The sequence below is a fragment of the Ruegeria sp. BF8 genome, assembly GCF_056538625.1.
In genome coordinates this window covers 89,025-111,245 of record NZ_JBQFTL010000005.1, presented here as the reverse complement: position 1 = coordinate 111,245, position 22,221 = coordinate 89,025, and the positions used below count along the sequence as shown (strand labels likewise).

17 protein-coding genes and 1 tRNA gene are annotated in these 22,221 nt (G+C 62.1%); 6 read left to right on the top strand and 12 right to left on the bottom strand.

The annotated features are described in order from the left end of the window. Window positions 1-60: 60 nt before the first annotated feature. The 10 genes from ACR0LD_RS16265 to ACR0LD_RS16220 all read right to left on the bottom strand — a co-directional run bounded on the left by ACR0LD_RS16265 (window position 61) and on the right by ACR0LD_RS16220 (window position 13,228). Window positions 61-2,721: a molybdopterin-dependent oxidoreductase gene (locus ACR0LD_RS16265; protein WP_480637990.1), complete on the bottom strand. Its 2,661-nt coding sequence runs from the start codon at window positions 2,719-2,721 to the stop codon at window positions 61-63. Then, the gene (nirD, locus tag ACR0LD_RS16260; RefSeq protein ID WP_480637988.1) at window positions 2,721-3,053 is read right to left on the bottom strand and encodes a nitrite reductase small subunit NirD; all 333 of its coding nucleotides are present in this window, start codon (window positions 3,051-3,053) and stop codon (window positions 2,721-2,723) included. Before nirD ends, ACR0LD_RS16265 begins: the two co-directional genes overlap by 1 nt. Then, window positions 3,050-5,485 carry a nitrite reductase large subunit NirB gene (nirB, locus tag ACR0LD_RS16255; RefSeq protein ID WP_480637986.1) on the bottom strand — a complete coding sequence of 812 codons (2,436 nt, stop codon included), beginning with the start codon at window positions 5,483-5,485 and terminating at the stop codon, window positions 3,050-3,052. Before nirB ends, nirD begins: the two co-directional genes overlap by 4 nt. 4 nt (window positions 5,486-5,489) lie before the next feature. Further along, complete coding sequence (locus ACR0LD_RS16250) at window positions 5,490-7,169, bottom strand: ABC transporter ATP-binding protein (RefSeq protein WP_480637984.1); 1,680 nt, start codon at window positions 7,167-7,169, stop codon at window positions 5,490-5,492. Between the two features lie 5 nt (window positions 7,170-7,174). Further along, a complete protein-coding gene (locus ACR0LD_RS16245; protein ID WP_068345377.1) occupies window positions 7,175-8,257 on the bottom strand; it encodes an ABC transporter permease in 1,083 nt (360 codons plus the stop codon). Between the two features lie 72 nt (window positions 8,258-8,329). Beyond that, the gene (locus ACR0LD_RS16240) at window positions 8,330-9,697 is read right to left on the bottom strand and encodes a CmpA/NrtA family ABC transporter substrate-binding protein (protein ID WP_480637981.1); all 1,368 of its coding nucleotides are present in this window, start codon (window positions 9,695-9,697) and stop codon (window positions 8,330-8,332) included. 294 nt (window positions 9,698-9,991) lie between these two features. Beyond that, window positions 9,992-11,161: an ABC transporter substrate-binding protein gene (locus ACR0LD_RS16235; RefSeq protein ID WP_170367335.1), complete on the bottom strand. Its 1,170-nt coding sequence runs from the start codon at window positions 11,159-11,161 to the stop codon at window positions 9,992-9,994. Beyond that, window positions 11,158-11,742, bottom strand: a complete 585-nt coding sequence (locus ACR0LD_RS16230; protein ID WP_170367334.1) for an ANTAR domain-containing response regulator — start codon at window positions 11,740-11,742, stop codon at window positions 11,158-11,160. Before ACR0LD_RS16230 ends, ACR0LD_RS16235 begins: the two co-directional genes overlap by 4 nt. Window positions 11,743-11,933: 191 nt before the next feature. Further along, a tRNA-Pro gene (locus tag ACR0LD_RS16225) sits at window positions 11,934-12,010 on the bottom strand. 105 nt (window positions 12,011-12,115) lie between these two features. After that, window positions 12,116-13,228 carry a THUMP domain-containing class I SAM-dependent RNA methyltransferase gene (locus ACR0LD_RS16220; RefSeq protein WP_480637978.1) on the bottom strand — a complete coding sequence of 371 codons (1,113 nt, stop codon included), beginning with the start codon at window positions 13,226-13,228 and terminating at the stop codon, window positions 12,116-12,118. Between the two features lie 298 nt (window positions 13,229-13,526). On the opposite strand from ACR0LD_RS16220, the gene ACR0LD_RS16215 reads away from it, so the two are divergent. From ACR0LD_RS16215 to nqrF, 6 genes are read left to right on the top strand one after another with little or no spacing between them, the layout of a single operon-like run. Further along, on the top strand, window positions 13,527-14,870 hold the full coding sequence (locus ACR0LD_RS16215; RefSeq protein WP_480637977.1) for a Na(+)-translocating NADH-quinone reductase subunit A: 1,344 nt from the start codon (window positions 13,527-13,529) through the stop codon (window positions 14,868-14,870). A 5-nt stretch (window positions 14,871-14,875) separates the two neighbouring features. Then, window positions 14,876-16,084 (top strand): NADH:ubiquinone reductase (Na(+)-transporting) subunit B, encoded by a 1,209-nt coding sequence (locus tag ACR0LD_RS16210; RefSeq protein WP_170359418.1) that lies wholly within the window; start codon window positions 14,876-14,878, stop codon window positions 16,082-16,084. Then, a complete protein-coding gene (locus tag ACR0LD_RS16205) occupies window positions 16,077-16,892 on the top strand; it encodes a Na(+)-translocating NADH-quinone reductase subunit C (protein WP_480637975.1) in 816 nt (271 codons plus the stop codon). The genes ACR0LD_RS16210 and ACR0LD_RS16205 overlap by 8 nt, the downstream gene beginning before the upstream one ends. Continuing rightward, on the top strand, window positions 16,892-17,545 hold the full coding sequence (locus ACR0LD_RS16200; protein ID WP_170341437.1) for an NADH:ubiquinone reductase (Na(+)-transporting) subunit D: 654 nt from the start codon (window positions 16,892-16,894) through the stop codon (window positions 17,543-17,545). The genes ACR0LD_RS16205 and ACR0LD_RS16200 overlap by 1 nt, the downstream gene beginning before the upstream one ends. Next, window positions 17,545-18,153 (top strand): NADH:ubiquinone reductase (Na(+)-transporting) subunit E, encoded by a 609-nt coding sequence (gene nqrE, locus ACR0LD_RS16195; protein WP_050603817.1) that lies wholly within the window; start codon window positions 17,545-17,547, stop codon window positions 18,151-18,153. Before ACR0LD_RS16200 ends, nqrE begins: the two co-directional genes overlap by 1 nt. A 12-nt stretch (window positions 18,154-18,165) precedes the next feature. After that, entirely contained in the window at window positions 18,166-19,386 is a 1,221-nt protein-coding gene (gene nqrF / locus ACR0LD_RS16190) for an NADH:ubiquinone reductase (Na(+)-transporting) subunit F (protein ID WP_170341483.1), read from the top strand. A 465-nt stretch (window positions 19,387-19,851) separates the two neighbouring features. Here the strand turns inward: nqrF and tviB are convergent, their stop codons facing one another. Beyond that, the gene (gene tviB / locus ACR0LD_RS16185) at window positions 19,852-21,135 is read right to left on the bottom strand and encodes a Vi polysaccharide biosynthesis UDP-N-acetylglucosamine C-6 dehydrogenase TviB (protein ID WP_170448160.1); all 1,284 of its coding nucleotides are present in this window, start codon (window positions 21,133-21,135) and stop codon (window positions 19,852-19,854) included. Window positions 21,136-21,157: 22 nt separating this feature from the next. After that, window positions 21,158-22,171, bottom strand: coding sequence for a GDP-mannose 4,6-dehydratase (locus ACR0LD_RS16180; RefSeq protein ID WP_260066455.1), 1,014 nt, complete (start codon window positions 22,169-22,171; stop codon window positions 21,158-21,160). Window positions 22,172-22,221: the final 50 nt, after the last annotated feature.

Genomic DNA, 22,221 nt, shown 5'->3' with positions numbered 1-22,221 from the left:
CGATCCGATGGAAAAATGCTGCCCATAGCGGGATCACCTGTCAACAGAAATGCGACAGGGTTAGGCGACGCCTCCCTGCAATTGACGGCTTAGGTTGTCGGCGGCATCCGGGGCATACCGGTCGATCAGGGCACCCAATTCAGGCCGGCAAGACCCGCAATTTGTTCCGGCGTTCAACGCCGCGCCGATAGCGTCGACACTGATCGCTTGCCCGCACGAGATCGCGTCAACGATCGTCTTCAACCCGACGCCAAAACAGGCGCAGATGATTGGTCCGGTGTCCTTGGCATCTGCGGGTGCGCGGCCGGTCAGAAACTGTGCGGGTGGTATGTCCGGCATCGACGCAAGATAGTCCCGCATCAGGGGCAGCGGGCGCGGCGACACGAACAGTGCCGCTTGCAGGCATCCGTTCTGCGACAACGCAATGCGAAATGAACCGCGGGCGGGGTCACCTGCCGTGACCGCGTCCGCATCGGTCAGCGCAAACCATTCGCGGGCGGTTTTTTCCCAATTCAGTATCCGGGCATGATCAGCCAGCTCTGTCCTGTAACCGTTGTCCGTTCGGACCGTCGCCCGGTAAGAGACCGAGGGGGTCAGGGGGTTCCTGGAGACTGCAAAGGCGTACCACGCCGCCTGCATGACCGAGATCGAAACGGGTGTGGCCTTGCTTTCGGGTTGTCCGGAGATCGGATCAGTGGTGCCGGGAACCAGAATGTCCACCCGGCCCGAAGGCGCCGTTTCCGCAGTCCAATGGATGGGGGCAAAGACGTGACCGATGCGAACATCTTGGGTGATGCGCGCGCGAAAAATACCACGCCCAGTGGGACTGGTGACCTCGACAAGATCTGCGCTGGATATCCCCTCGCGGGCGGCGTCCTGGGGATGAATGTCCACAAACGGCTCGGCCAGATGGGCGGACAGGCGGGCTGAAAGACCGGTCCGGGTCATGGTGTGCCATTGATCCCGTGTGCGTCCGGTGTTCATCACAAAGGGATATTGCTGTCCGGGTCGGGCTGCCGGACGCCGATGAGCAACGGGAACGATCCGGGCCTTCCTGTCGGAGTGAAAGAAGTGTCCGTCACCAAAAAATCTCCCACCTGCACCCTTGCGACCCAATGGCCAGCGGGTGGGTTCCAATTCGGCATAGCCCGCCTCGTCAATTTCGGAGAAGCCCGAAATGTCGAAGTCTTTCCCGAACTGCGCGGCGATTTGGGACATTGCGGCGTATTCCCGGAATATCTCGGCCGGTGAAGCGTAGTCGAACGCGGTTTTCCATCCCATGCGGCGGCCAACTTCGGCCAGGATGTCCCAATCCGGGCGCGCTTGGCCCGGTGACTGCAAAACGGCGCGTTGCCGGCTGATGGTTCGGTCCGAATTCGTGACAGTTCCGTTCTTTTCGGCCCACCCAGCGGCCGGCAACACAACGTCGGCCAGACGCGCCGTATCGGTATTCAACGTCAGATCACTGACGACCGTGAACGAGCAGGCGGCGATTGCGCGGCTGACCCTGTCAGCTTCGGGCATGGTTGCCGCCGGGTTGGTGTGGATGATCCAAAGGGCTTTGATCTGCCCATCTTCGACCGCACGGAACATGTCCACGGCCTTCAGCCCCGGAGACTGCGGTATTGCAGGCGCCTGCCAATACGCCTGAACCGCGGCGCGATGATCGGCGTTTTCGATGTCCAGATGGCAAGCCAGCGTGTTGGCCAGACCACCCACTTCGCGCCCACCCATCGCGTTGGGTTGGCCGGTGACCGAGAACGGGCCCATTCCCGGCCGTCCGATCCGACCGGTGGCCAGATGGCAGTTCAGAATGGCGTTGACTTTGTCGGTCCCGCTGGAGGATTGGTTCACTCCCTGGCTGAAGACCGTCACGACGCGCGGGGTATTGATCCATAGATCGAAAAATGCGGCGAGTTTTTCGGCAGTCAGGCCGGTTTCCGAGATCTGGTCGTTTCCGGCCGTTTCCAGTGCGGCTTCCAGACCCGAGGTTAGCCTCACGAAGTCCGGGTCCACGGCCCCGCGCCGATGAATCTCGGTCAGCAGCCCGTTGAACAGCGCCACGTCGCTGCCCGGATTCAGCGCCAGATGCAGATCGGCCTGATCGCAGCTGGCGGTGCGGCGCGGGTCGATCACCACGATCCGGGTGCCGCGCGCCTGCCGTGCCGCCAGAACGCGCTGGTACAGAACCGGGTGGCACCACGCCAGGTTCGACCCGACCAGCACCACCAGATCGGCCTGGTCCAGATCCTCGTAGGTGCCGGGCACGGTGTCGGTGCCAAAGGCCCGCTTGTGCCCGGCCACGGTCGAGGCCATGCACAGCCGCGAATTGGTGTCGATATTGGCCGATCCGATGAAGCCCTTCATCAGCTTGTTGGTCACATAGTAATCCTCGGTCAGCAACTGCCCTGAGACATAGAAGGCCACGCTGTCGGGACCATGCGCCGCGATCGTTTCGCGGAACCGGTCGGCCACCAACTGCAGCGCGTCGTCCCAGCCCACGTCCCGGCCAAAGGCGCGCGGGGCCAGCAGGCGGTGGCCCAGCCCGACCGTGTCACCGAGCGCGGTACCCTTGGAACACAACCGTCCGAAATTCGCCGGGTGGTCCGGGTCGCCCCGCACGGTCAGACCGCCGGCCCCGTCCGGGCGCAGCAGCACGCCGCAGCCCACGCCGCAATAAGCGCAGGTGGATCGCACCTCGGGCAGGTTCGAGCCGTCCATCACGCGGCGCTCCGTTCGGTGACGGCGCGGGCGTCCAGCAGGATGCGCCCGCCCTCCAGCCGAACCGGATAGGTGGTGATCCGGCCCTCATCCGCGCCTTGGGCCTCGCCCGTATTCAGGTCGAACACCCAATTGTGCAACGGACAGGTCACCGACTGGCCATGCACGATGCCTTCGGACAGCGGGCCACCCTTGTGGGGGCAGGCATTGCTGGCCGCGAACAGTTCGGCCTCGGCCGTGCGGAAGATGGCGATGCAGCCAAGACGGGTTTTCACCAGACGCGCGCCACGCAGCGGCACGTCGTCGATATGTCCGATGTCGATCCAGTTCATTCCGCGGCCTCCAGGGTGAAATCTGCAATCGGGGCATAGCTCGGCGCCTTGTCACGCACATGCTCGGCCCAGGGGTCCTTGCGATAGATGCTTTGCGACAGTTCGAACCGCGCGACCAATGCCCGCCTGTTTTCGAGGTCGTCGACCACATTGGCCCTGACCCAGTCCATGCCGACCTTGGCCAGCCATTTGTACAGCCGGTCCAGATACTTGCCGCCCTCGCGATAGGCCTGGGTGACGGCCATCACCACCTCGATCGCCTCGTCCTCGGTCGGGACCTGGCACAGCAGTTCGGTTTCCTTGACGTCCATCCCGGCCGCCCCGCCGATGCCGATCTGATAGCCCGAGTCCACGCAGACCATGCCGATATCTTTGCAGGTCGCCTCGGCACAGTTGCGGGGGCAGCCCGAAACCGCCAGCTTGAGCTTGTGCGGTGTCCACGATCCCCACAGGATCTGTTCCAGCTTGATGCCAAGGCCGGTGCTGTCCTGGGTTCCGAAGCGGCAGTGATCGGTGCCGACACAGGTTTTGACCGTGCGCAGACCCTTGGAATAGGCGTGCCCCGAGACCAGACCGGCCCGGTTCAGATCGGCCCAGATGGCGGGCAGGTCCTCGCCCTTGACGCCCAGCAGGTCGATGCGCTGACCGCCGGTGACCTTGACGGTGGGCACGTCGTATTTCTCGGCTGCGTCGGCGATGGCGCGCAGCTCGGCCGGGTTGGTGATGCCGCCCCACATGCGGGGCACGACGCTGAAGGTGCCGTCCTTCTGGATGTTGGCGTGTTTGCGTTCGTTGACGAACCGGCTTTGCGGGTCGTCCTGATACTCCAGCGGCCAGTCGGCCAGCAGGTAATAGTTGATCGCCGGCCGGCAGACATGGCAGCCATTGGGCGTTTTCCAGCCCAGCTCCTGCCAGACGGCGGCCTGGCTTTTCAACTCTTGCGCCTTGATCAGGCGGCGCACGTCCTCGTGGGTCAGATCGGTGCACCCGCAGATCGGTTGCGCCGCCGGGATCTGGAACTCATCGCCAAGCGTGACCTGCAGGACCTGTTCGACCAGACCCGTGCACGTTCCGCAGGATGCGCTGGCCTTGGTGCTGGCGCGCACGGCGGCCAGATCGGTGGCCCCGGCGGCGATCGCCTCGACGATGGTGCCCTTGCATACGCCGTTGCAGCCGCAGATCTCCGCCTCAGGCGGCAATGCTGCAACGGCTGAGCGAGGGTCCGCGGTGTCGCCTCCCTGATAGGCCGGGCCGAAGATCAGCGTGTCGCGCATCTCGTCGATGTCGGTGCCGTCCTTGATCAGGCCGAAGAACCAGCTGCCATCGGCGGTGTCGCCATACATGACCGCGCCGATCAGGCGGTCGTCTTCGATCACCAGCCGCTTGTAGACCCCGCGCGCCGGGTCGCGGAACACGATGTCATCGCGTCCCTCGCCCTCGGCGAAGTCTCCGGCGCTGAACAGGTCGCAGCCGGTGACCTTCAGCTTGGTGGCCAGTTCCTTGACCACGAAAGCATCCGGCTGGCCCAGCAGGGTATTGGCCACGACCTTGGCCTGATCGAAAAGCGGCGCCACCAGGCCGAACAGGTGGCCGTCGAATTCGACGCATTCGCCCACGGCCATCACATCCGGGTCCGAGCTTTGCATCTGCGCGTTCACCTCGATCCCGCGGGCAACGTCCAGCCCGGCATCGGTGGCCAGCCGAGTTTCGGGGCGGATGCCGACGGCCATCACCACCAGGTCGGCGGGCAGCGTCTCGCCGCTTTCCAGCAGCACCGCCTCGGCGCGACCCTCGCCCAGAATGGCCTTGGTCGAGGCCTGGGTCCGCACGGTGATCCCGCGGCGTTCCAGATCCTTGCGCAGCAGGTATCCGGCGGCTTCGTCCAGCTGCCGCTCCATCAGGTGGCCCATCAGGTGCACCACGGTAACGGTCATGCCGCGCTCGGCCAGCCCCGCCGCGGCCTCGAGCCCCAGAAGCCCGCCGCCGATCACCACCGCGTTGCCACCCTTGGCGGCCGCGTCGATCATCGCGTTGGTGTCGTCCAGATCGCGATAGGAGATGACGCCGGGCAGGTCCTTGCCCGGAACCGGAATGATGAACGGGGCCGAGCCGGTGGCGATCAGCAGCTTGTCATAGGGCACATGACCGTTTTCGCCCTCGACCACCTTCATCTCGCGGTCGATCTTCACCACATGCTCGCCAAAGCGGCAGGCGATGCCCCGTTGCGCGTACCAGTCGCCGTCATGGGTGACGATGTCCTCATAGGTCTTCTCGCCCGACAGAACCGGGCTGAGCATGATGCGGTTGTAGTTTCCGCGCGGTTCGGCGTTGAAAAGCGTGATGTCGAACACATCTGGCGCGGTCTCGGTCAGATGTTCAAGCACGCGGCCCGACGCCATCCCGGCACCGATCACGACAAGTTTCTGTTTCATGGGGTCACTCCGCTGCAATGGCCTTGGGGGCGGGCGATTTCGGCTTGGCGCCGTGTTCGTATTCTTCGAGAAAATCCAGAACTTCCTGCCGGTAGGCGTAATAGTCGGGATGTTCGAGCAACGCCTTGCGGGTGCGCGGGCGCGGCAGGTCCACGCGGGTGATCTTGCCGATCGTAGCCTGCGGGCCGTTGGTCATCATCACCACCCGGTCGGCCAGCAGGATCGCCTCGTCCACGTCATGGGTGACGCAGATCGCGGTGACCTTGGTGCGCGACCAGACCTCCATCAGAACCTCCTGCAGCTCCCAGCGGGTCAGGCTGTCGAGCATCCCGAAAGGTTCATCCAGCAGCAGCAGCTTGGGCGACAGGGCAAAGGCGCGGGCGATGCCGACGCGCTGTCTCATGCCGTTCGACAGGTCGCTGGCCTGCTTGTCCATCGCATCGGCCAGGCCGACGCGTTCCAGGTAGTATTCCACCACGTCCTGCCGTTCGGCCTGGCTGGCGTTCGGATAGACCTTGTCGACCCCGATCGCCACGTTCTCTTTCGCGGACAGCCACGGGAACAGGTTGGGTGACTGGAACACCACCGCGCGTTCAGGGTCGGCGCCTTCGACGTGGCGGCCATCCAGCTTGATCGCGCCCTTGGAAATCTCGTTCAGCCCCGCCGCCATGGTCAGCACCGTGGATTTGCCGCAGCCCGAATGGCCGATCAGCGAGATGAACTCGCCCTTGTCGATCTTCAGATCGAAGTCCTCGACCACGGTCAGCGGCCCCTTGGGCGTGGGATAGACCTTGTGCAGTTGCGAGAAATCCAGGAACCGGCTGTCGATCATGCCCTTCTGCGCCTCGGTCACGGCGGTGGGCACGCCGTGGATCGGCGTGACCTCGGGCAGGATGCGGGTGCCTTCGACCTTGGCCTCGATCCCCACATCCATCAGGTATTTGGTGACCTCGGCGCGCAGGCGCTTGAAGGTTTCATCGGTGTTCATCGCCGCCCGGTCGCGCGGGCGCGGGATCGAGACGCGGAACTCCTGCCCCAGCGTGCCGTCGGGGTTCAGGGCGATGATCCGGTCGGCCAGAATGATCGCCTCGTCCACGTCATTGGTGATCAGCACGCAGGTCTTGCGGTCGGCTTCCCAGATGCGCTCGATCTCGTCGGCCAGGTTGGCGCGGGTCAGAGCGTCCAGTGCCGACAGCGGCTCGTCCAGCAACAAGACCTCGGGGTTCATGGCCAGCGCTCTGGCTACGTTGACCCGCTGGCGCATCCCGCCCGACAATTCGGCCGGCCGGCGCGACGCCGCGTGACTTAGGCCGACCATCTTGACGAAATGGGCCACCTTCGCGGCCTTCTCGACCTTGGGCAGGCCCGGAAAGACCGTATCGACCGCCAGTCCGACATTGCCGCTGACCGTCAGCCACGGCATCAGCGAGTAGTTCTGAAAGATCACGCCGCGTTCCGGCCCCGGCCCCTTGATAGGCGCGCCCTTGAAGGTGACCTGCCCGCGGCTGGGCATGTCCAGCCCGGCCATCAGGTTGATCAGCGTGGTCTTGCCGGTGCCGGAAAAGCCCAGGATCACCAGGAACTCGCCCTCCTGCACCTGCAGGTCGATGCCGTTCAGAACATCGGTGCGCCCGGTGCCTTCGCCGAAAGATTTCGAGACGTTTTCGAAGCTGAGGATGCTCATCACGCTCACCGGTTGTTGGTAAAGGTAAACAGGGACTGCAGCGCGTACATCACCCGGTCCAGCAGGAAGCCGATGATGCCGATGGTGAAGACTGCCACCATGATCCGGGCCAGCGAGCTGGACGAGCCGTTCTGGAACTCGTCCCAGACGAATTTGCCCAGGCCCGGGTTCTGCGCCAACATCTCGGCCGCGATCAGAACCATCCAGCCCACGCCCAGCGACAGGCGTAGGCCGGTGAAGATCAGCGGCAGCGCCGAGGGCAGCACCAGCTTGGTGATCTTGGTCCAGGTGTTCATCTTCAGAACCTTGGACACGTTCACCAGATCCTTGTCGATCGAGGCCACGCCCAACGAGGTGTTGATCAGCGTGGGCCACAGCGAACACAGCGTCACCGTGATGGCCGAGATCAGGAAGGATTTCGCGAACCAGCCGTCATTGGTGACATAGACGGCCGAGACGATCATCGTCACGATCGGCAGCCAGGCCAGCGGCGATACCGGTTTGAACACCTGGATCAGCGGGTTCAGCGCCGCGTTTGCGGTGGGCGACAGCCCCGCCGCGATGCCCAGCGGCACCGCCACGACCGTGGCGATCAGGAACCCGAAGAACACGGTTTTGATCGAGGTCCAGATCTGCTGGTAGTAAGACGGCGCGCCGGTATAGGCGACCTGCTTGACCTCGTCTGCGCGGCCGGCCTCGATTAGCTTCTGGTTCCGCTTTTCGACCATCGCCTCGAACTTGGCGCGTTTGGCGGCCTTGGCCTGAGCGTCCTGATTCAGGTTGACCATTTCCTCCCAGACCTGCGCCGGGCCGGGCACCGCCCCAAGCGAGGTCTGTACCTTGGGGGCCAGCGTCGCCCACAGCAGCAGGAAGGCGCAAATCGACAGGATCGGTACGATCAGCAGCCGCCAGATCTCGGCCATCTGGGCGCGGGGATTGTCGCCGGCGGCGGCCTTCAGAACCGGCGTGGCCCAGCTGAGGCCCAGCACCTGGAACCATTTGTCGGCGGCGTTGATGCGGGTGAAAAGACGGGCGCGGCGCGCGTCCCGTGCGGCGTCTGCGTTGAATTCCGGATCGACCGTTGTCATCTGATGCGTCCTTGCGATGGCGGGGCGTTTCAGGGGCCCTGCCCGACCGCAGCCGGGCAGGGCGGTTCGGGGTCAGCCTTGAACTTCGGTCCCGACGACCTTCTGGTCGCCCTTCAGGCCGATCGGCAGGCTTTCGAGATAGGCGTTCGGCGCGCGGCCATCGAAGAGAATGCCGTCGATGATGTCCTCGGCCGGAGTAGGCGCCTTGTAGCCGTCGCTGTCCCAAGGGAAATCAGCCTCGTCCGCCAGGCCTTCTTCGACCAGAAGGCGCGCGGCCTGCAGATAGATCTCGGGCTTGTAGACCGACTTGGCGACCTCGTCATACCAGCTGTCTGCCTTGGCTTCGGGGATCTGCCCCCAGCGGCGCATCTGGGTCAGGTACCAGACCGCGTCGGAATAGAACGGATAGGTCGCGTTGTAGCGGAAGAACACGTTGAAATCGGGCACCTCGCGCTTGTCGCCCTTTTCGTATTCGAACGTACCGGTCATCGAGTTGGCGATCACTTCGTAATCGGCCCCCACATATTCCGGGCGGCTGAGGATCTCGACCGCCTCGGGACGGTTGGCGTTGTCGTTCTCGTCCAGCCACATCGCCGCACGGATCAGCGCCTTGGTCACGGCCAAGGTGGTGTTGGGGTATTCCTCGGCGAATTCGGCGGTGATGCCGAATACCTTTTCGGGGTTGTTCTTCCACAGCTCGTAGTCGGTGATGACTGGAACGCCGATGCCCTTGAACACCGCCTGCTGGTTCCACGGCTCGCCCACGCAATAGCCATGGATCGTGCCGGCCTCGAGCGTGGCGGGCATCTGCGGCGGCGGGGTGACCGACAGGAACACGTCCGCGCCGATCTGACCGGTCACGTTTTCAGGGCTGTAGTAACCCGGGTTCAGGCCTCCGGCGGCCAGCCAGTAGCGCAGTTCGTAATTGTGGGTCGAAACCGGGAACACCATGCCCATGTTGAAGGGCTTGCCCTCGGCCTTGTACTTCTCGACCACCGGAGCCAGTGCCTCGGCGCTGATCGGGTGCTGCGGGCGGCCATCGTCCATTACCGGGATGTTGGGTTTCATCTCCGCCCAGACCTCGTTGGATACCGTGATGCCGTTGCCGTTCAGGTCCATCGAGAAAGGCGTGATGATATGCGCCTCGGTTCCATAGCCGATGGTCGCTGCCAGCGGTTGACCGGCCAGCATATGCGCGCCGTCCAGTTGGCCGCCGATCACGCCGTCCAGCAGAACCTTCCAGTTGGCCTGCGCCTCGAGCGTCACGAACAGGCCCTCGTCCAGGAAATACCCCTGCTCATAGGCTACGGCCAGCGGCGCCATGTCGGTCAGCTTGATGAAGCCGAAGGTCAGCTCGTCCTTTTCCAGCTCCAGCATTTCTGCGGTGGCCGGCGCAACTAGGGCTGTCGTCGCAACAAGACTCAGAATGAGTTTTTTCATCTTTGTTCCTTTCGGTCCGGCCCAAACCGGGCTGGGTGGCGACCCGAGCAACGTTCGGGCCAAAAAAAAGCCGCCGACACACACCGCCGGAAGGAGAAGGCGGTTGGTCGAGCGGCTTTGCTCAGAAGTTTTGCCCAAGACATCGGGCGAATTCCTACGGTGGGCGACGTTGCCTGCCGTTGTCCTGATAAAGGCACCGGTGAGCAGATGAGTCATCCGAAATTGACGGCCATCAGGTGAAAATTCTGCAATGCAGCATAATTTGACGCTGCAGTGCAAAAAAATTAGGCGCACTTACTGGGAAGGCTCAAAAATCCGACTGTCGAAAAAGACGTTTTGCGGCAACATCAGCTTGCCGCCCGGGCCGGACACTAGCGTCGGATCGTTGCCGGCACCCTCGGGCTTTTCAGATTCGGCGGGCATGACAACACCGATTCCCTGCAGCTCGCGCCGATACAGGTCACTTTGGAACACATCGGCTGCCGTACGCTCGGCATCTGACGGATCCAGTCCATATCTTCGCGCCATGTGGTGCGCGATCCATTTGGCCTGACTGCGCCAAGGAAAGCCCGTTGCGCCTTCATGAAAAGTGACAAACCGGTCGACCTGACGCTGGTCTCCGCGCGCTGAAATCGCAAATTGTCCGGTCAATGCCCGGTCGACCAGGTCCGCGGGAACATCCAGATAGAGCCTCTGCGCCAGCATCTCCGACGCCGTGGTCAGGCTTTCGGGATTTGAAAGCCACCGGCCTGCCCGCCAGATCGCCCGCAGCAATGCGCCCGTCAGATGTGGTTCCGTCTGCGCCCATTCCGTTCGCACGGCCAGCACCTTTTCAGGGGCGCAGGACCAAATCGCGTTTCCCGGGAGCAGGAGCGCACCCACCCGGTCATCGACGGAAAACGACCCCCAGGGCTCACCCACGCAAAAAGCATCGATCTCACCGGCGGCCAGGGCCTGGGCCATCAGCGGTGGGGGAACGGTGCGGATCTCAACCTGGGTCGAGGCGAGTTCCGTGCCGCTGACCCAATATCGCAGCAGTTCCACATGCATGGAAAACGGAAACGGAACCCCGAAGGTCAGCGTTCCACCGGCCGCTTTTGCCAATGCCGCTCCGGCCGCAGTGGCGTCGCTGAAATCGAAGGCATAGCCATTTTCGCGCAGCCGCGCCTCCAGTTGGCGGCCAACGCCGATCACGTTTCCATTGACCGACAGGACCGATACGGCCGAAAGGGGCGTGACGATCCCCCCAAGCCCCAGCGCCATGGCCACCGGGACAGGGGACAGTAGATGTGCCGCATCAACATGTCCGAAGGCCAGCATGTCCCGCAACGAGGACCAGGACGGGGCGGGGCGCAGGTCCAGAGAGATGCCCTCGGCCTGATCATATCCCATCTCGTGCGCCACGATCAGGGGGGCCGCATCGACCAACGGCATATAGGCCGCTCGGAGCGAGACCGCCCTCATGACAACAGCCCCGAAGCGGTCACCAAAGCCTCGGCCACATCGGCCACCCGACGATTCTGATTCATGGCGGTCTTGCGCAGCAGGGCATAGGCTTCATCTTCCTGAATGCCCTTTGCTTTCATCAACAGCCCTTTCGCGCGGTCGATCACCTTGCGCTCTTCCAATGCGCGTCTGGTTTCGGCCAACTCGGTCCGCATCTGGCGCAGTACTTGGAAACGGGCGATGGCGGTGTCGATGATGGGCTTGACCCTTTCGGGATGCAGACCGTCGACGACATAGGCCGAGACACCTGCTTCGACCGCAGCTTTGGACAGGCCGCCTGCAGCCCCGGATACGAACATGGCAACCGGCCGCTCCATCGGGCCGGAGGCGGTTGTCAGTTCTTCAAGCATGTCCCGAGATGGATTGTCGATGTCGATCAGAACGACATCGGGATTGTGGACAGCAATCTTGCTCGGCAATTCAGACACGCCATCGATCACCTGCGCCTCGACGCTCCCCGCCGCTTTCAGGGCCTCGAGGATCGCATCGGCGCGGTCCGGGTTCTGTTCGACAACAACAACGGTCAACGTTTGGTTCATAACATCGAACTGACCAAGCAGGCAGAGCGAGGCAATGCCACCCTCGGAGCGCTGCGTTCAATTCCCTGGAAAGCGCCTATCTAGATGGCAGATCGTGCGCGGATGCCGAATAATTCAGCACGTTGCTGCCCCGGACAAATTTGGAGATACGACCAACCAACAAAAAGGCGCCGCAGGGCGCCTTGTTTTATTGGTCGGAGTGAGAGGATTCGAACCTCCGACCCCTGCCTCCCGAAGACAGTGCTCTACCAGGCTGAGCTACACTCCGACCGTGGCGCGTGATCTATACCCAGTGGATTTGATGCGCAAGAGGGATTCTGTGTGCTTTTTGTCCGAACTGACTCTGCCGCTTGGACCCGCAGGAATTGGCCGGTCAGGGCAGGGCCTCGGTTTGATAGAGGCGGATCTTCGTGCCGCCATGATCGACGATCGGACCCGGAGGCAGCAACGGCAGGCGGGTGGCGCGCGCCAGGGACTGGTTGCTGGTGACGACGCCGACACGCCAGCCTGAAAACCTGGACAACATCACTTTGCCAAAGCTGCCATACAGCGACCGCAGGCGTTTTTCGTCGCCGATGCGTGCCCCATACGGTGGGTTGACGATTACCAGTCCCGGCCCGCCCATGGGCGGTTTCAGGTCAGCGACTGCGCGTTTTTGGAATCGCGTCGCGCCGTCCACCCCGGCGCGGCTGGCATTGGCCTGCGCGGCCGCAATCGCCCCGTCATTACGGTCCGAGCCATGGAACACGGTATCTGTCTGCGTCGCGACCCAGTCGGCGCGGAGTTCTGCCCATGCCTTGGGGTCGAATCCGGCAAAGTCCTGAAAGGCAAAGGCTCTGTGGCGGCCGGGTGGCAGGCCCAGAGCGATCTGGGCGGCTTCGATCACGAAAGTGCCCGAGCCGCACATCGGGTCCAGTACCGGCTCAGATCCGTCAAAGCCGCAATTGCGCAGAAACATCGCCGCCATCGTTTCGCGCATAGGGGCCTTGGCCACCGCTTCCTTGTGCCCGCGCTTGTGCAGCGCTTCTCCGGAACTGTCGAGGGAAAATGTGCAGATGTCTTTCTCGATTCGCAGCAGAACACGGACCGTCGCCTCGGACGAGATCGGAGACCCCAACATGTCAGAGATTGCGCCTTCAATCCGTTGCCGTGCGGCGCCAGCGTGATAGATGCGGGATTTTCGGCTGGTGGCCTCAACCCGAACCGGGACGTCGGGTTTCAGAAAATCTCCCCACGGAAACTTTCGTGCCCGCTTGTCCAACTGAGCCAGGTGCACAGCTGGGAACGAACCCACCCGAACCAACACCTTGTTGGCCCCGCGCAACTGGAGATTGGCACGCCAGACCTCGCGCAGGTTGCCACGAACCGTGACACCTCCGGGTGCAAGTCGGGCCTCAGCGAATCCGGCCTCCTGCGCTTCGGCGAGGAGGGGAGCCTCCAGACCGGGTGTCGCGACCAGAAAAATCTCAAGATCGGTATTCTCCATTCCGGCTGCTTATATCAGCAGGGCCATCCGTGCGACACGAAATTTCCTACCAAGTTTTTGGTACTCCGCCCGTGGTTTCGGGTAAAAATAGCTACACGACGCGCGATTTGGGCGGTAACAGGTTTGCGTTTGGCCGCTTCGCCGCGTAAAGGGGCCGTAATCAGAGAGACGCCCGCGGATTTCGGCCGGTCCTCGTCGTTTTTACGACGGGCTTGACGAAACTCCGCGCTATTCAGTGCCCAAAGCAAAGGGCCCTGTATGACGGGCGCAAGAAAAAGGCTTGGAAGAACGTAGCGACATGCAAACTTTCAAACTGAAAAAGGGGCTGGACCTTCCGATCGAGGGATCGCCTGAACAGGTCATTCAGCCAGGGCCAGCATATTCTTCGGTTGGCGTGCTGGGTGGAGACTATATCGGGCTCAAACCACGGATGCTGGTGCAGGAAGGGGACAACGTCCAGCGCGGCGCGCCGCTGTTCTGCCACAAGGATGCGCCCGAGGCGATGATGGTGGCGCCGCTGACCGGCAAGGTCGTGGCCATCAACCGCGGCGCGCGGCGCGTGTTGCAGAGCGTCGTGATCGAAGTGTCGGACCCCAACGACCCCGGCGTCGATTTCTCAGGCGTGGGCGATGCCGAGACCGCGCAGGGTCTCACCACCAAACTGTGCGCCGCCGGCCTGTGGACCGCGTTCCGCACGCGGCCCTATTCCAAGATGCCGCAGCCGGGCACCGCGCCCGCCGCGATTTTCGTCACCGCCATGGACAGCGAGCCGCTGGCTGCCGATGCCGCGCTGATCATCAATGACGCGGCCGAGGCCTTTGCCGCCGGTCTGGCCGCCGTGGCCAAGCTGACCGAAGGCAAGACCTATCTGTGCCAGAAGGATGGCGACACGATCCCCGGCGCCGATCTGCCGGGCGTCGAGGCTGCGGCCTTCAGCGGCCCCCATCCGGCGGGCCTGGCCGGGACGCATATCCATTTCCTCGAACCCGTGACCGCCGCGAAAACCGTCTGGACCATCGGCTATCAGGACGTGATCGCCATCGGGCGGCTGCTGCAGTCGGGCCATCTGGACCCGAACGTTGTGGTGGCCCTGACCGGCCCTGGCGCGCGTCAGCCGCGTCTGATCCGCACCGTCATGGGGGCCTCGACCGAGGATCTGACCCGCGACGAGATCAATGTCGACGGCGAGGCCCGCGTCATTTCAGGCTCGGTCCTGTCGGGGCGTCACGCCACCGGGCCGTTCGCTTATCTGGGACGCTTCGCGCACCAGATCTGCATCATCCGCGAGGATCACGACCAGATCCCGATGGGCTGGATCCGTCCGATGCCGTCGAAATACGCGGTGCAGCCGGTTCTGGGTTCGGCCTTTGCCAAAAAGCTGTTCGCCTTCACGTCGAACCTGAACGGTGGCCGCCGCGCCATGGTGCCCACCGGTACCTTCGAAGAGCTCATGCCGCAGGATTACCTGCCGACGCAACTGCTGCGGGCGCTGTTGGTGATGGATACCGACACGGCGCAGGCCCTGGGCGCGCTGGAGCTGGATGAAGAGGATTTGGGCCTTGTGGGCTTTGCCTGTCCGGCCAAGTATGAATACGGGCTGGCGCTGCGCGACTGCCTGACCAAGATTGAAAAGGAGGGCTGATCCACATGGGTTTGCGCAGCTTCTTTGACCGGATCGAGCCGAACTTCACCAAGGGCGGCAAGTACGAGAAGTTCTTCCCCATCTACGAGATGGTGGAAAGCTTCATCTACACTCCGAAAACCGTAACATCCGTGGCACCGCACGCGCGGTCCTACGTGGATATGAAGCGGATCATGACCTATGTCGTGATCGCCACCATCCCCTGCATCCTGTGGGGCATGTACAATACCGGGTTCCAGGCCAACTCGGCAATCGCGACGCTGGGCCCGGAGTCGGCAACCGGTTGGCGCATCGCCGTCCTGCAGGCCTTGGGCATTTCTCTGGACCCGTCCAGCATCTTTTCCAACGTGATGCACGGGCTGATGTATTTCCTGCCGATCTACATAGTCACGCTGGTCGCGGGCGGCACCTTCGAGGTGATTTTCGCCACCGTGCGCGGGCATGAAGTGAACGAGGGCTTTCTCGTCACCTCGATGCTGTATACGCTGATCATGCCGGCCACCGCGCCGCTGTGGCAGGTGGCGCTGGGGATCATCTTTGGTGTGGTCATCGGCAAGGAAGTGTTCGGGGGCACCGGCAAGAACTTCCTCAACCCCGCGCTGGTGGGGCGCGCCTTCCTGTATTTCGCCTATCCCGCATCCATGTCGGGCGACGCGGTCTGGACCCCGGTCGACGGCTTTTCCGGCGCGACCGCGCTGGCCGTTTCGGCCGCTGACGGCTATCAGGCGCTGGCGGCCGAGGGCATCACATGGTGGAACGCCTTCTTCGGCTCGATCCAGGGCAGCTTTGGTGAGACATCGACCCTGGCATGCATGATCGGGCTGGCCTTCCTGCTGATGACCAAGATTGCCAACTACCGCCTGATCGTGGGCTGTCTGGCAGGGACCATCGGCTTTACCCTGCTGCTGAACCTGATCGGGTCGGACACCAACCCGATGTTCGCGATGCCTTGGTACTGGCACGTCGTGCTGGGCGGTTATGCGTTCGGTCTGGCCTTCATGGTGACCGAGCCGGTCTCGGCCAGCCACACCAATATGGGCCGCTATATCTATGGCGCGCTGATCGGGGTCATGGTCGTGATGATCCGGGTGGTGAACCCGGCCTTCCCCGAAGGCATGATGCTGGCCATCCTGTTCGGCAACGTCTTTGCGCCGCTGATCGACCACTTCGTCGTTCAGGCAAACATCAAACGGAGGGCGCGTCGCCATGTCTGATACGCAATCCCCTGAACCCAAAGGCGCCATCGCCCGGTTCCTGGCGGCCTCGCCGGACTCGGTTGGCAAGACGATCTTCATCGCGGTCGCCGTGTGCCTGGTTGCTTCGATGATCGTGTCGGCCGCGGCGGTCAGCCTGCGCCCGGTGCAAGAGGCCAACAAGCTCAAGGACAAGCAGATCAACGTTCTGCAGGTCGCGGGGGTCTATGAGCCGGGCATCGACGTGGCCGAGGCTTTTGCCGCTTTCGAACCTCATGTGCTGGAGCTGGCGACGGGTGAACTCGTCGACGACCAGTTCGACCCGGCCACGTTCGACGACATTGCCGCCGCCAGTGACCCCGAGTTGAGCGAGCCGCTTGCCGACGACCCTGCCGGCATCGGCCGCAAGGCGAAATACCGCGTGATCTACCTGCTGCGCGACGAAAACGGCGCGCTGGACAAGGTGATCCTGCCGGTCCACGGCTATGGGCTGTGGTCCACGCTCTATGGCTTCATCGCGCTCGAAGCGAATGGCAACGACATCTTCGGGCTGCAATTCTATCAGCACGGGGAAACGCCGGGCCTGGGGGCCGAGGTGGACAACCCGCGCTGGAAAGCCCTCTGGAGCGGCAAGAAGCTGCGTGACGATGCGGGTGATCTGCAGATCACGGTTGCCAAAACCATGCCCGCCGCAGGGCCCGACTTCTATATCGATGCGCTGGCTGGCGCGACCCTGACGACGGTCGGCGTCGACAACCTGGTGAAATTCTGGATGGGGGACGCGGGCTATGCTCCGTTCCTGGCCAAGCTGCAAGCAGGAGAGATCTGATGTCACAGACCAAGAAAGATCTGCTGGTCGACCCGCTTGTCGACAACAACCCGATCACGTTGCAGGTGCTGGGCATCTGCTCGGCGCTGGCGGTAACTTCGTCGCTGCAAGTGGCCTTCGTGATGTCGCTGGCGGTGATGTTCGTGACGGCGTTTTCGTCCTTTTTCATCTCATGCCTGCGCAACCAGATCCCCGGCTCGATCCGGATCATCGTGCAGATGGTCATCATCGCTTCGCTGGTGATCCTGGTCGACCAGATCCTCAAGGCCTATGCCTTCGAGATCTCAAAGACGCTGTCGGTCTTCGTGGGCCTCATCATCACCAACTGCATCGTGATGGGTCGAGCCGAGGCCTTTGCCATGAAGAACCCGCCCGTGGCGTCCTTCATCGACGGCTTGGGCAACGGCATGGGTTATGGCCTGATCCTGATGCTGGTCGGCGTCGTCCGCGAGCTGTTCGGCTCGGGCTCTCTGTTCGGGGTGACCATCCTGGAAACCGTGAACAATGGCGGCTGGTACGTGCCCAACGGCTTGCTGCTGCTGCCGCCGTCGGCCTTTTTCATCATCGGCCTGATCATCTGGGCCTTCCGCACGTGGAAGCCGAACCAGGTCGAGGAACGTGAATACAAGATCCAGCAGGTAGAGGCGCACTGATGGAAGGTCTCATCTCACTGGCCGTAAAGGCCATCTTCGTCGAAAACCTCGCGCTCAGCTTTTTCCTGGGCATGTGTACCTTCATCGCCGTGTCGAAAAAAATCTCAACGGCGCTGGGGCTCGGGATCTCGGTCATGGTCGTGCAGGCCATCACCGTTCCGGCCAACAACCTGTTGCTGAACTACCTGCTCAAGCCGGGTGCGCTGGCGTGGGCCGGGTTCCCGGATGTGGACCTGACCTTTCTCGGCCTGATTTCATATATCGGCGTGATCGCCGCGATGGTGCAGATCCTCGAGATGGTTTTGGACAAGTATTTCCCGCCGCTCTACAACGCGCTGGGTATCTTCCTGCCGCTGATCACGGTGAACTGCGCCATCCTGGGCGGCTCGCTGTTCATGGTCGAGCGCGACTACAACTTTGCCGAGGCCGCAACCTATGGCCTGTCCTCGGGCTTTGGTTGGGCGCTGGCGATCACCGCCATGGCGGGCGTGCGCGAAAAACTGAAATATTCCGACATTCCGGACGGACTGCAGGGCCTCGGCATCACCTTCATCACCGCAGGTCTGATGGCGATGGCCTTCATGTCCTTCTCGGGCGTCAAACTGTAAAGGGGCAGGGGCATGGAAACTTTCTCGCTCGGCGTTGTCCTTTTCACCCTGATCGTTCTGGCTCTGGTCGCGCTTATCATGGCGGCCCGGTCTCGGCTGGTTTCATCGGGCAACGTCAACATCACCATCAACGGTGAGAAAACCATCTCGGTTCCTGCCGGCGGCAAGCTGCTGCAGACGCTGGCAGCCGAAAAGCTGTTCGTTCCGTCGGCTTGCGGCGGGGGCGGTACCTGCGCGCAGTGCCGGGTGCGAGTGCTGGAGGGCGGCGGGTCGATCCTGCCAACCGAAGAAAGCCACATCACCAAGCGCGAGGCCACCTGCGGTGACCGCCTGTCGTGCCAGGTGGCCGTCAAACAGGACATGAAGATCGAAGTTCCCGAAGAAGTCTTTGGCGTCAAGAAATGGGAATGCACCGTCCGGTCGAACGACAATGTGGCGACCTTCATCAAGGAACTGGTCCTGGAACTTCCCGAGGGCGAGGATGTGAATTTCCGCGCGGGCGGGTACATCCAGATCGCCGCCCCGGCGCACAAAGTCGACTACAGCGATTTCGACGTCGCCGAGGAATACCGTGAGGATTGGGACAAGTTCAATCTGTGGCAGTACAAATCCACGGTTACCGAACCGATCGAGCGCGCCTATTCGATGGCAAACTACCCCAACGAAAAAGGTATCATCATGCTCAACGTACGGATCGCCTCGCCCCCGCCGGGGTCCGAAGGCATTCCGCCCGGGCAGATGTCGTCCTACATTTTCAACCTGAAGCCGGGCGACAAGGTTACGATCTCGGGTCCGTTCGGGGAATTCTTCGCACGCGAGACCGACAAAGAGATGGTGTTCGTCGGTGGCGGCGCGGGCATGGCCCCGATGCGCAGCCACATCTTCGACCAGCTCAAGCGTCTGAACACCAAACGCAAGATCACTTTCTGGTACGGTGCTCGTTCGCGCCGCGAGATGTTCTATGTTGAAGATTTCGACCAGCTGGCCGCCGAGAACGAAAATTTCGAGTGGCACGTTGCTTTGTCCGACCCGCAACCGGGCGACGATTGGGATGGCTACACAGGGTTCATCCACAACGTTCTGTTCGAGGAATACCTCAAGAACCACCCGGCGCCCGAAGACTGCGAATTCTACATGTGCGGTCCGCCAATTATGAACCAGTCGGTCATCAACATGCTGCTGGATCTGGGTGTTGATCGCGAAGACATCATGCTGGACGACTTTGGTGGCTAAGACAAAACCGGCGCAGTCTTGCGCCGGTTTCATTTTGTAACATCAAGACCCAAAACGCTGCGTATTGCCGTCAGTGGGTCAACGCGGTTGTCCCGCATGCAGCGTTCTACCAACGCCAACGTCCGTTCGACACGACGACGATACCCAAGGCCCCGCAGCCGGGGAAAACGCCGCCCTTGGCGGCTATCCAAAAATCCCAGCCAGATCACGTATCGCAACAGGAAATAGGCTCCGGCCCTGAGCCCACCCGACGAGAACGTGCTGCATTCCCCATCGCAATCAGCGCGGTGGTCGCTGCGCCATTCAGCGTGGACACAAAAGCAAGGACGCAGAGCACAGCGGACCAAGCACCAGCACGCCAGTCAGAAGACTGAACAGGCCGGCGGCAACCCACAGGGCCTCGGACCTTGCGGACAGAGGTCTCACAGTCAGAAAATGTCTCTCATTTCAGTGTGCTGGCGCGGGTCAGAGCCTCAAATCACTGGCGCTGCGCGGCAGGCAGGATTTGACGTCGAACAGGACATTCCGGGCCTTTCCGAACGCTCGGATTTCGGCCGGATCCATCGCAAGATATGCGTCATGGACAACCGCAAGGACGATACCGTCATAGGTGCCGGGCTTGGGGTGCTCCAGCAGGTCGATCCCATACTCGTCACGTGCGGCTTGCGGATCGGCATGGGGATCGTGAACGTCTACGGTCACACCGTAGCTCTGCAACTCGTGAACGATGTCGACGACCCGGGTATTTCGCAGATCAGGGCAGTTTTCCTTGAAGGTTAGCCCCATGACAAGGACCCGGGCGTCCGTCATCTCGATCCGCTCGCGGATCATCCGCTTGACCAACTGGGACACGACATATGCGCCCATTCCATCGTTCAGGCGCCGCCCCGCCAGAATGACCTGAGGATGATGGCCAACGGCCTCGGCCTTGTGGGTCAGGTAGTAGGGGTCGACCCCGATGCAATGCCCACCGACAAGGCCAGGGCGGAAGGGCAGGAAATTCCATTTGGTGCCCGCCGCCCGCAGCACCGCATCAGTGTCGATGCCGAGGCGGCCGAAGATCATGGCAAGTTCGTTCACCAGGGCGATATTCAGATCGCGCTGTGTGTTCTCGATCACCTTTGCAGCCTCGGCCACGCGGATGCTTTCGGCCTTGTGCGTCCCCGCCGTGATGATCCGCGCATAAAGCGCGTCCACCAGATCGGCGGCCTTAGGCGTCGATCCCGACGTGACCTTGCAGATATCGGCGATGCGATGCGCCTTGTCGCCGGGATTGATCCTTTCAGGACTGTACCCGACAAAGAAACCCACGTTGAAACGCAAGCCGGACTCCCGCTCGAGGATCGGGACGCAGTCTTCCTCGGTCGCGCCGGGGTAGACGGTTGATTCATAGATAACCAGATCACCAGGCTTCAACACCCGTCCAACCGTTTCTGAGGCGCGCAGCAACGGTGCAAGGTCTGGCTGTTTTTGTGCTGTGATCGGTGTGGGCACCGTCACGATATACGTGTCACAGTCCGCCAGATCAGCGGGGTCAGTGGTAAACCTAAGACCCCCGGCGGCGGACAGCTCGTCTTCGCTGACCTCATGCGTGGCGTCACTGCCCTGGCGCAGCGCGTCGATGCGCGTGGGATTGATGTCAAAGCCCAGAACCGGTCCGATCTTGCCAAAGGCAGCGGCCAACGGCAGGCCGACATAGCCCAAACCGATCACGGCGATCCGACGGGAATTGGGGTTCGTTTCAAGCATACGTCAGGTCCAGGTCACTCGATCATTTGCCGTGGTATTCGCGGAACCATTCGACAAACTGAGCGATTCCATCCTTGAAATCGGTCTGCGGACGATACCCGGTCAGGCGTTGCAGCAGGTTGGTATTGGCCCATGTCGCCGGAACATCACCCATCTGCATGGGCATGTAATTCCGGATCGCCTTCTTGCCCACGGCTTCCTCGATTGCTTCGACGAAATCCATCAGACGCACCTTGTCACCATTTCCGATGTTGACCACACGATAGGGCGCGACCGGCGAAAGGCTGTCACCCTCCTCGATATCCTCGGGGCTGTCCGGACGGACGGGGACCGCATCGATCAACAACCGGATCCCGCGCACCAGGTCGTTCACATTGGTGAAGTCGCGATACATTTCGCCGTGATTGTAGATGTCGATCGGGCGCCCATCCAGAATTGCATCGACAAACTTGTACAGGGCCAGGTCTGGACGGCCCCAGGTGCCGTATACGGTGAAGAACCGGAACATGGTCGTGGGCAGATCCCAGAGATGGGCATAGGAATGTCCCATCGCTTCGTTCGCCTTCTTGGTGGCAGAATAGATCGTCAATTGGGTGTCGGCCTTTTCCACCTCGGTAAAGGGCATGTCTTCGTTTGCCCCATAAACCGAAGAGGTAGATGCCATGAGCAGGTGACCGACCTTGTGCTGACGGGCCACCTCCATCACGTTGAACGTACCCACAACGTTTGAATCGATATAGCTGCGCGGGTGTTCAAGGCTGTAACGCACACCCGCCTGGGCGGCGAGGTGAACGATAACCTCGGGCTGGAATTCGTCTGCAACCTGCATGAGGCGTTCGTAGTTTTCCAACAGATCCTCGGTTGCCGAGAAGCCGGGCGTCTGCAAGAGCATCTGATGGCGGCGTTGTTTGAGAGTGACGTCGTAGTAATCCGTCATCCCGTCATAGCCATGGACCTGAAATCCTTCGGACAACAGCAGCTTGGCCAGGTGGAACCCGATGAAGCCCGCAGTGCCCGTAATCAATACCCGTTGCATGAAACCCTCGAACGCAAATCAATAATCCCGACCATCAGGGACCCTTTCGA

What these genes read in the sequence shown, in the direction of transcription:
- nirD (WP_480637988.1), bottom strand. Translation starts at nt 3,053, where the DNA reads ATGAACTGGATCGACATCGGACATATCGACGACGTGCCGCTGCGTGGC.
- ACR0LD_RS16215 (WP_480637977.1), top strand. Translation starts at nt 13,527, where the DNA reads ATGCAAACTTTCAAACTGAAAAAGGGGCTGGACCTTCCGATCGAGGGA.
- ACR0LD_RS16250 (WP_480637984.1), bottom strand. Translation starts at nt 7,169, where the DNA reads ATGAGCATCCTCAGCTTCGAAAACGTCTCGAAATCTTTCGGCGAAGGC.
- tviB (WP_170448160.1), bottom strand. Translation starts at nt 21,135, where the DNA reads ATGCTTGAAACGAACCCCAATTCCCGTCGGATCGCCGTGATCGGTTTG.
- ACR0LD_RS16265 (WP_480637990.1), bottom strand. Translation starts at nt 2,721, where the DNA reads ATGGACGGCTCGAACCTGCCCGAGGTGCGATCCACCTGCGCTTATTGC.
- ACR0LD_RS16240 (WP_480637981.1), bottom strand. Translation starts at nt 9,697, where the DNA reads ATGAAAAAACTCATTCTGAGTCTTGTTGCGACGACAGCCCTAGTTGCG.
- ACR0LD_RS16245 (WP_068345377.1), bottom strand. Translation starts at nt 8,257, where the DNA reads ATGACAACGGTCGATCCGGAATTCAACGCAGACGCCGCACGGGACGCG.
- ACR0LD_RS16230 (WP_170367334.1), bottom strand. Translation starts at nt 11,742, where the DNA reads ATGAACCAAACGTTGACCGTTGTTGTTGTCGAACAGAACCCGGACCGC.
- ACR0LD_RS16210 (WP_170359418.1), top strand. Translation starts at nt 14,876, where the DNA reads ATGGGTTTGCGCAGCTTCTTTGACCGGATCGAGCCGAACTTCACCAAG.
- ACR0LD_RS16220 (WP_480637978.1), bottom strand. Translation starts at nt 13,228, where the DNA reads ATGGAGAATACCGATCTTGAGATTTTTCTGGTCGCGACACCCGGTCTG.
- ACR0LD_RS16180 (WP_260066455.1), bottom strand. Translation starts at nt 22,171, where the DNA reads ATGCAACGGGTATTGATTACGGGCACTGCGGGCTTCATCGGGTTCCAC.
- nirB (WP_480637986.1), bottom strand. Translation starts at nt 5,485, where the DNA reads ATGAAACAGAAACTTGTCGTGATCGGTGCCGGGATGGCGTCGGGCCGC.
- ACR0LD_RS16235 (WP_170367335.1), bottom strand. Translation starts at nt 11,161, where the DNA reads ATGAGGGCGGTCTCGCTCCGAGCGGCCTATATGCCGTTGGTCGATGCG.
- nqrF (WP_170341483.1), top strand. Translation starts at nt 18,166, where the DNA reads ATGGAAACTTTCTCGCTCGGCGTTGTCCTTTTCACCCTGATCGTTCTG.
- ACR0LD_RS16200 (WP_170341437.1), top strand. Translation starts at nt 16,892, where the DNA reads ATGTCACAGACCAAGAAAGATCTGCTGGTCGACCCGCTTGTCGACAAC.
- ACR0LD_RS16205 (WP_480637975.1), top strand. Translation starts at nt 16,077, where the DNA reads ATGTCTGATACGCAATCCCCTGAACCCAAAGGCGCCATCGCCCGGTTC.
- nqrE (WP_050603817.1), top strand. Translation starts at nt 17,545, where the DNA reads ATGGAAGGTCTCATCTCACTGGCCGTAAAGGCCATCTTCGTCGAAAAC.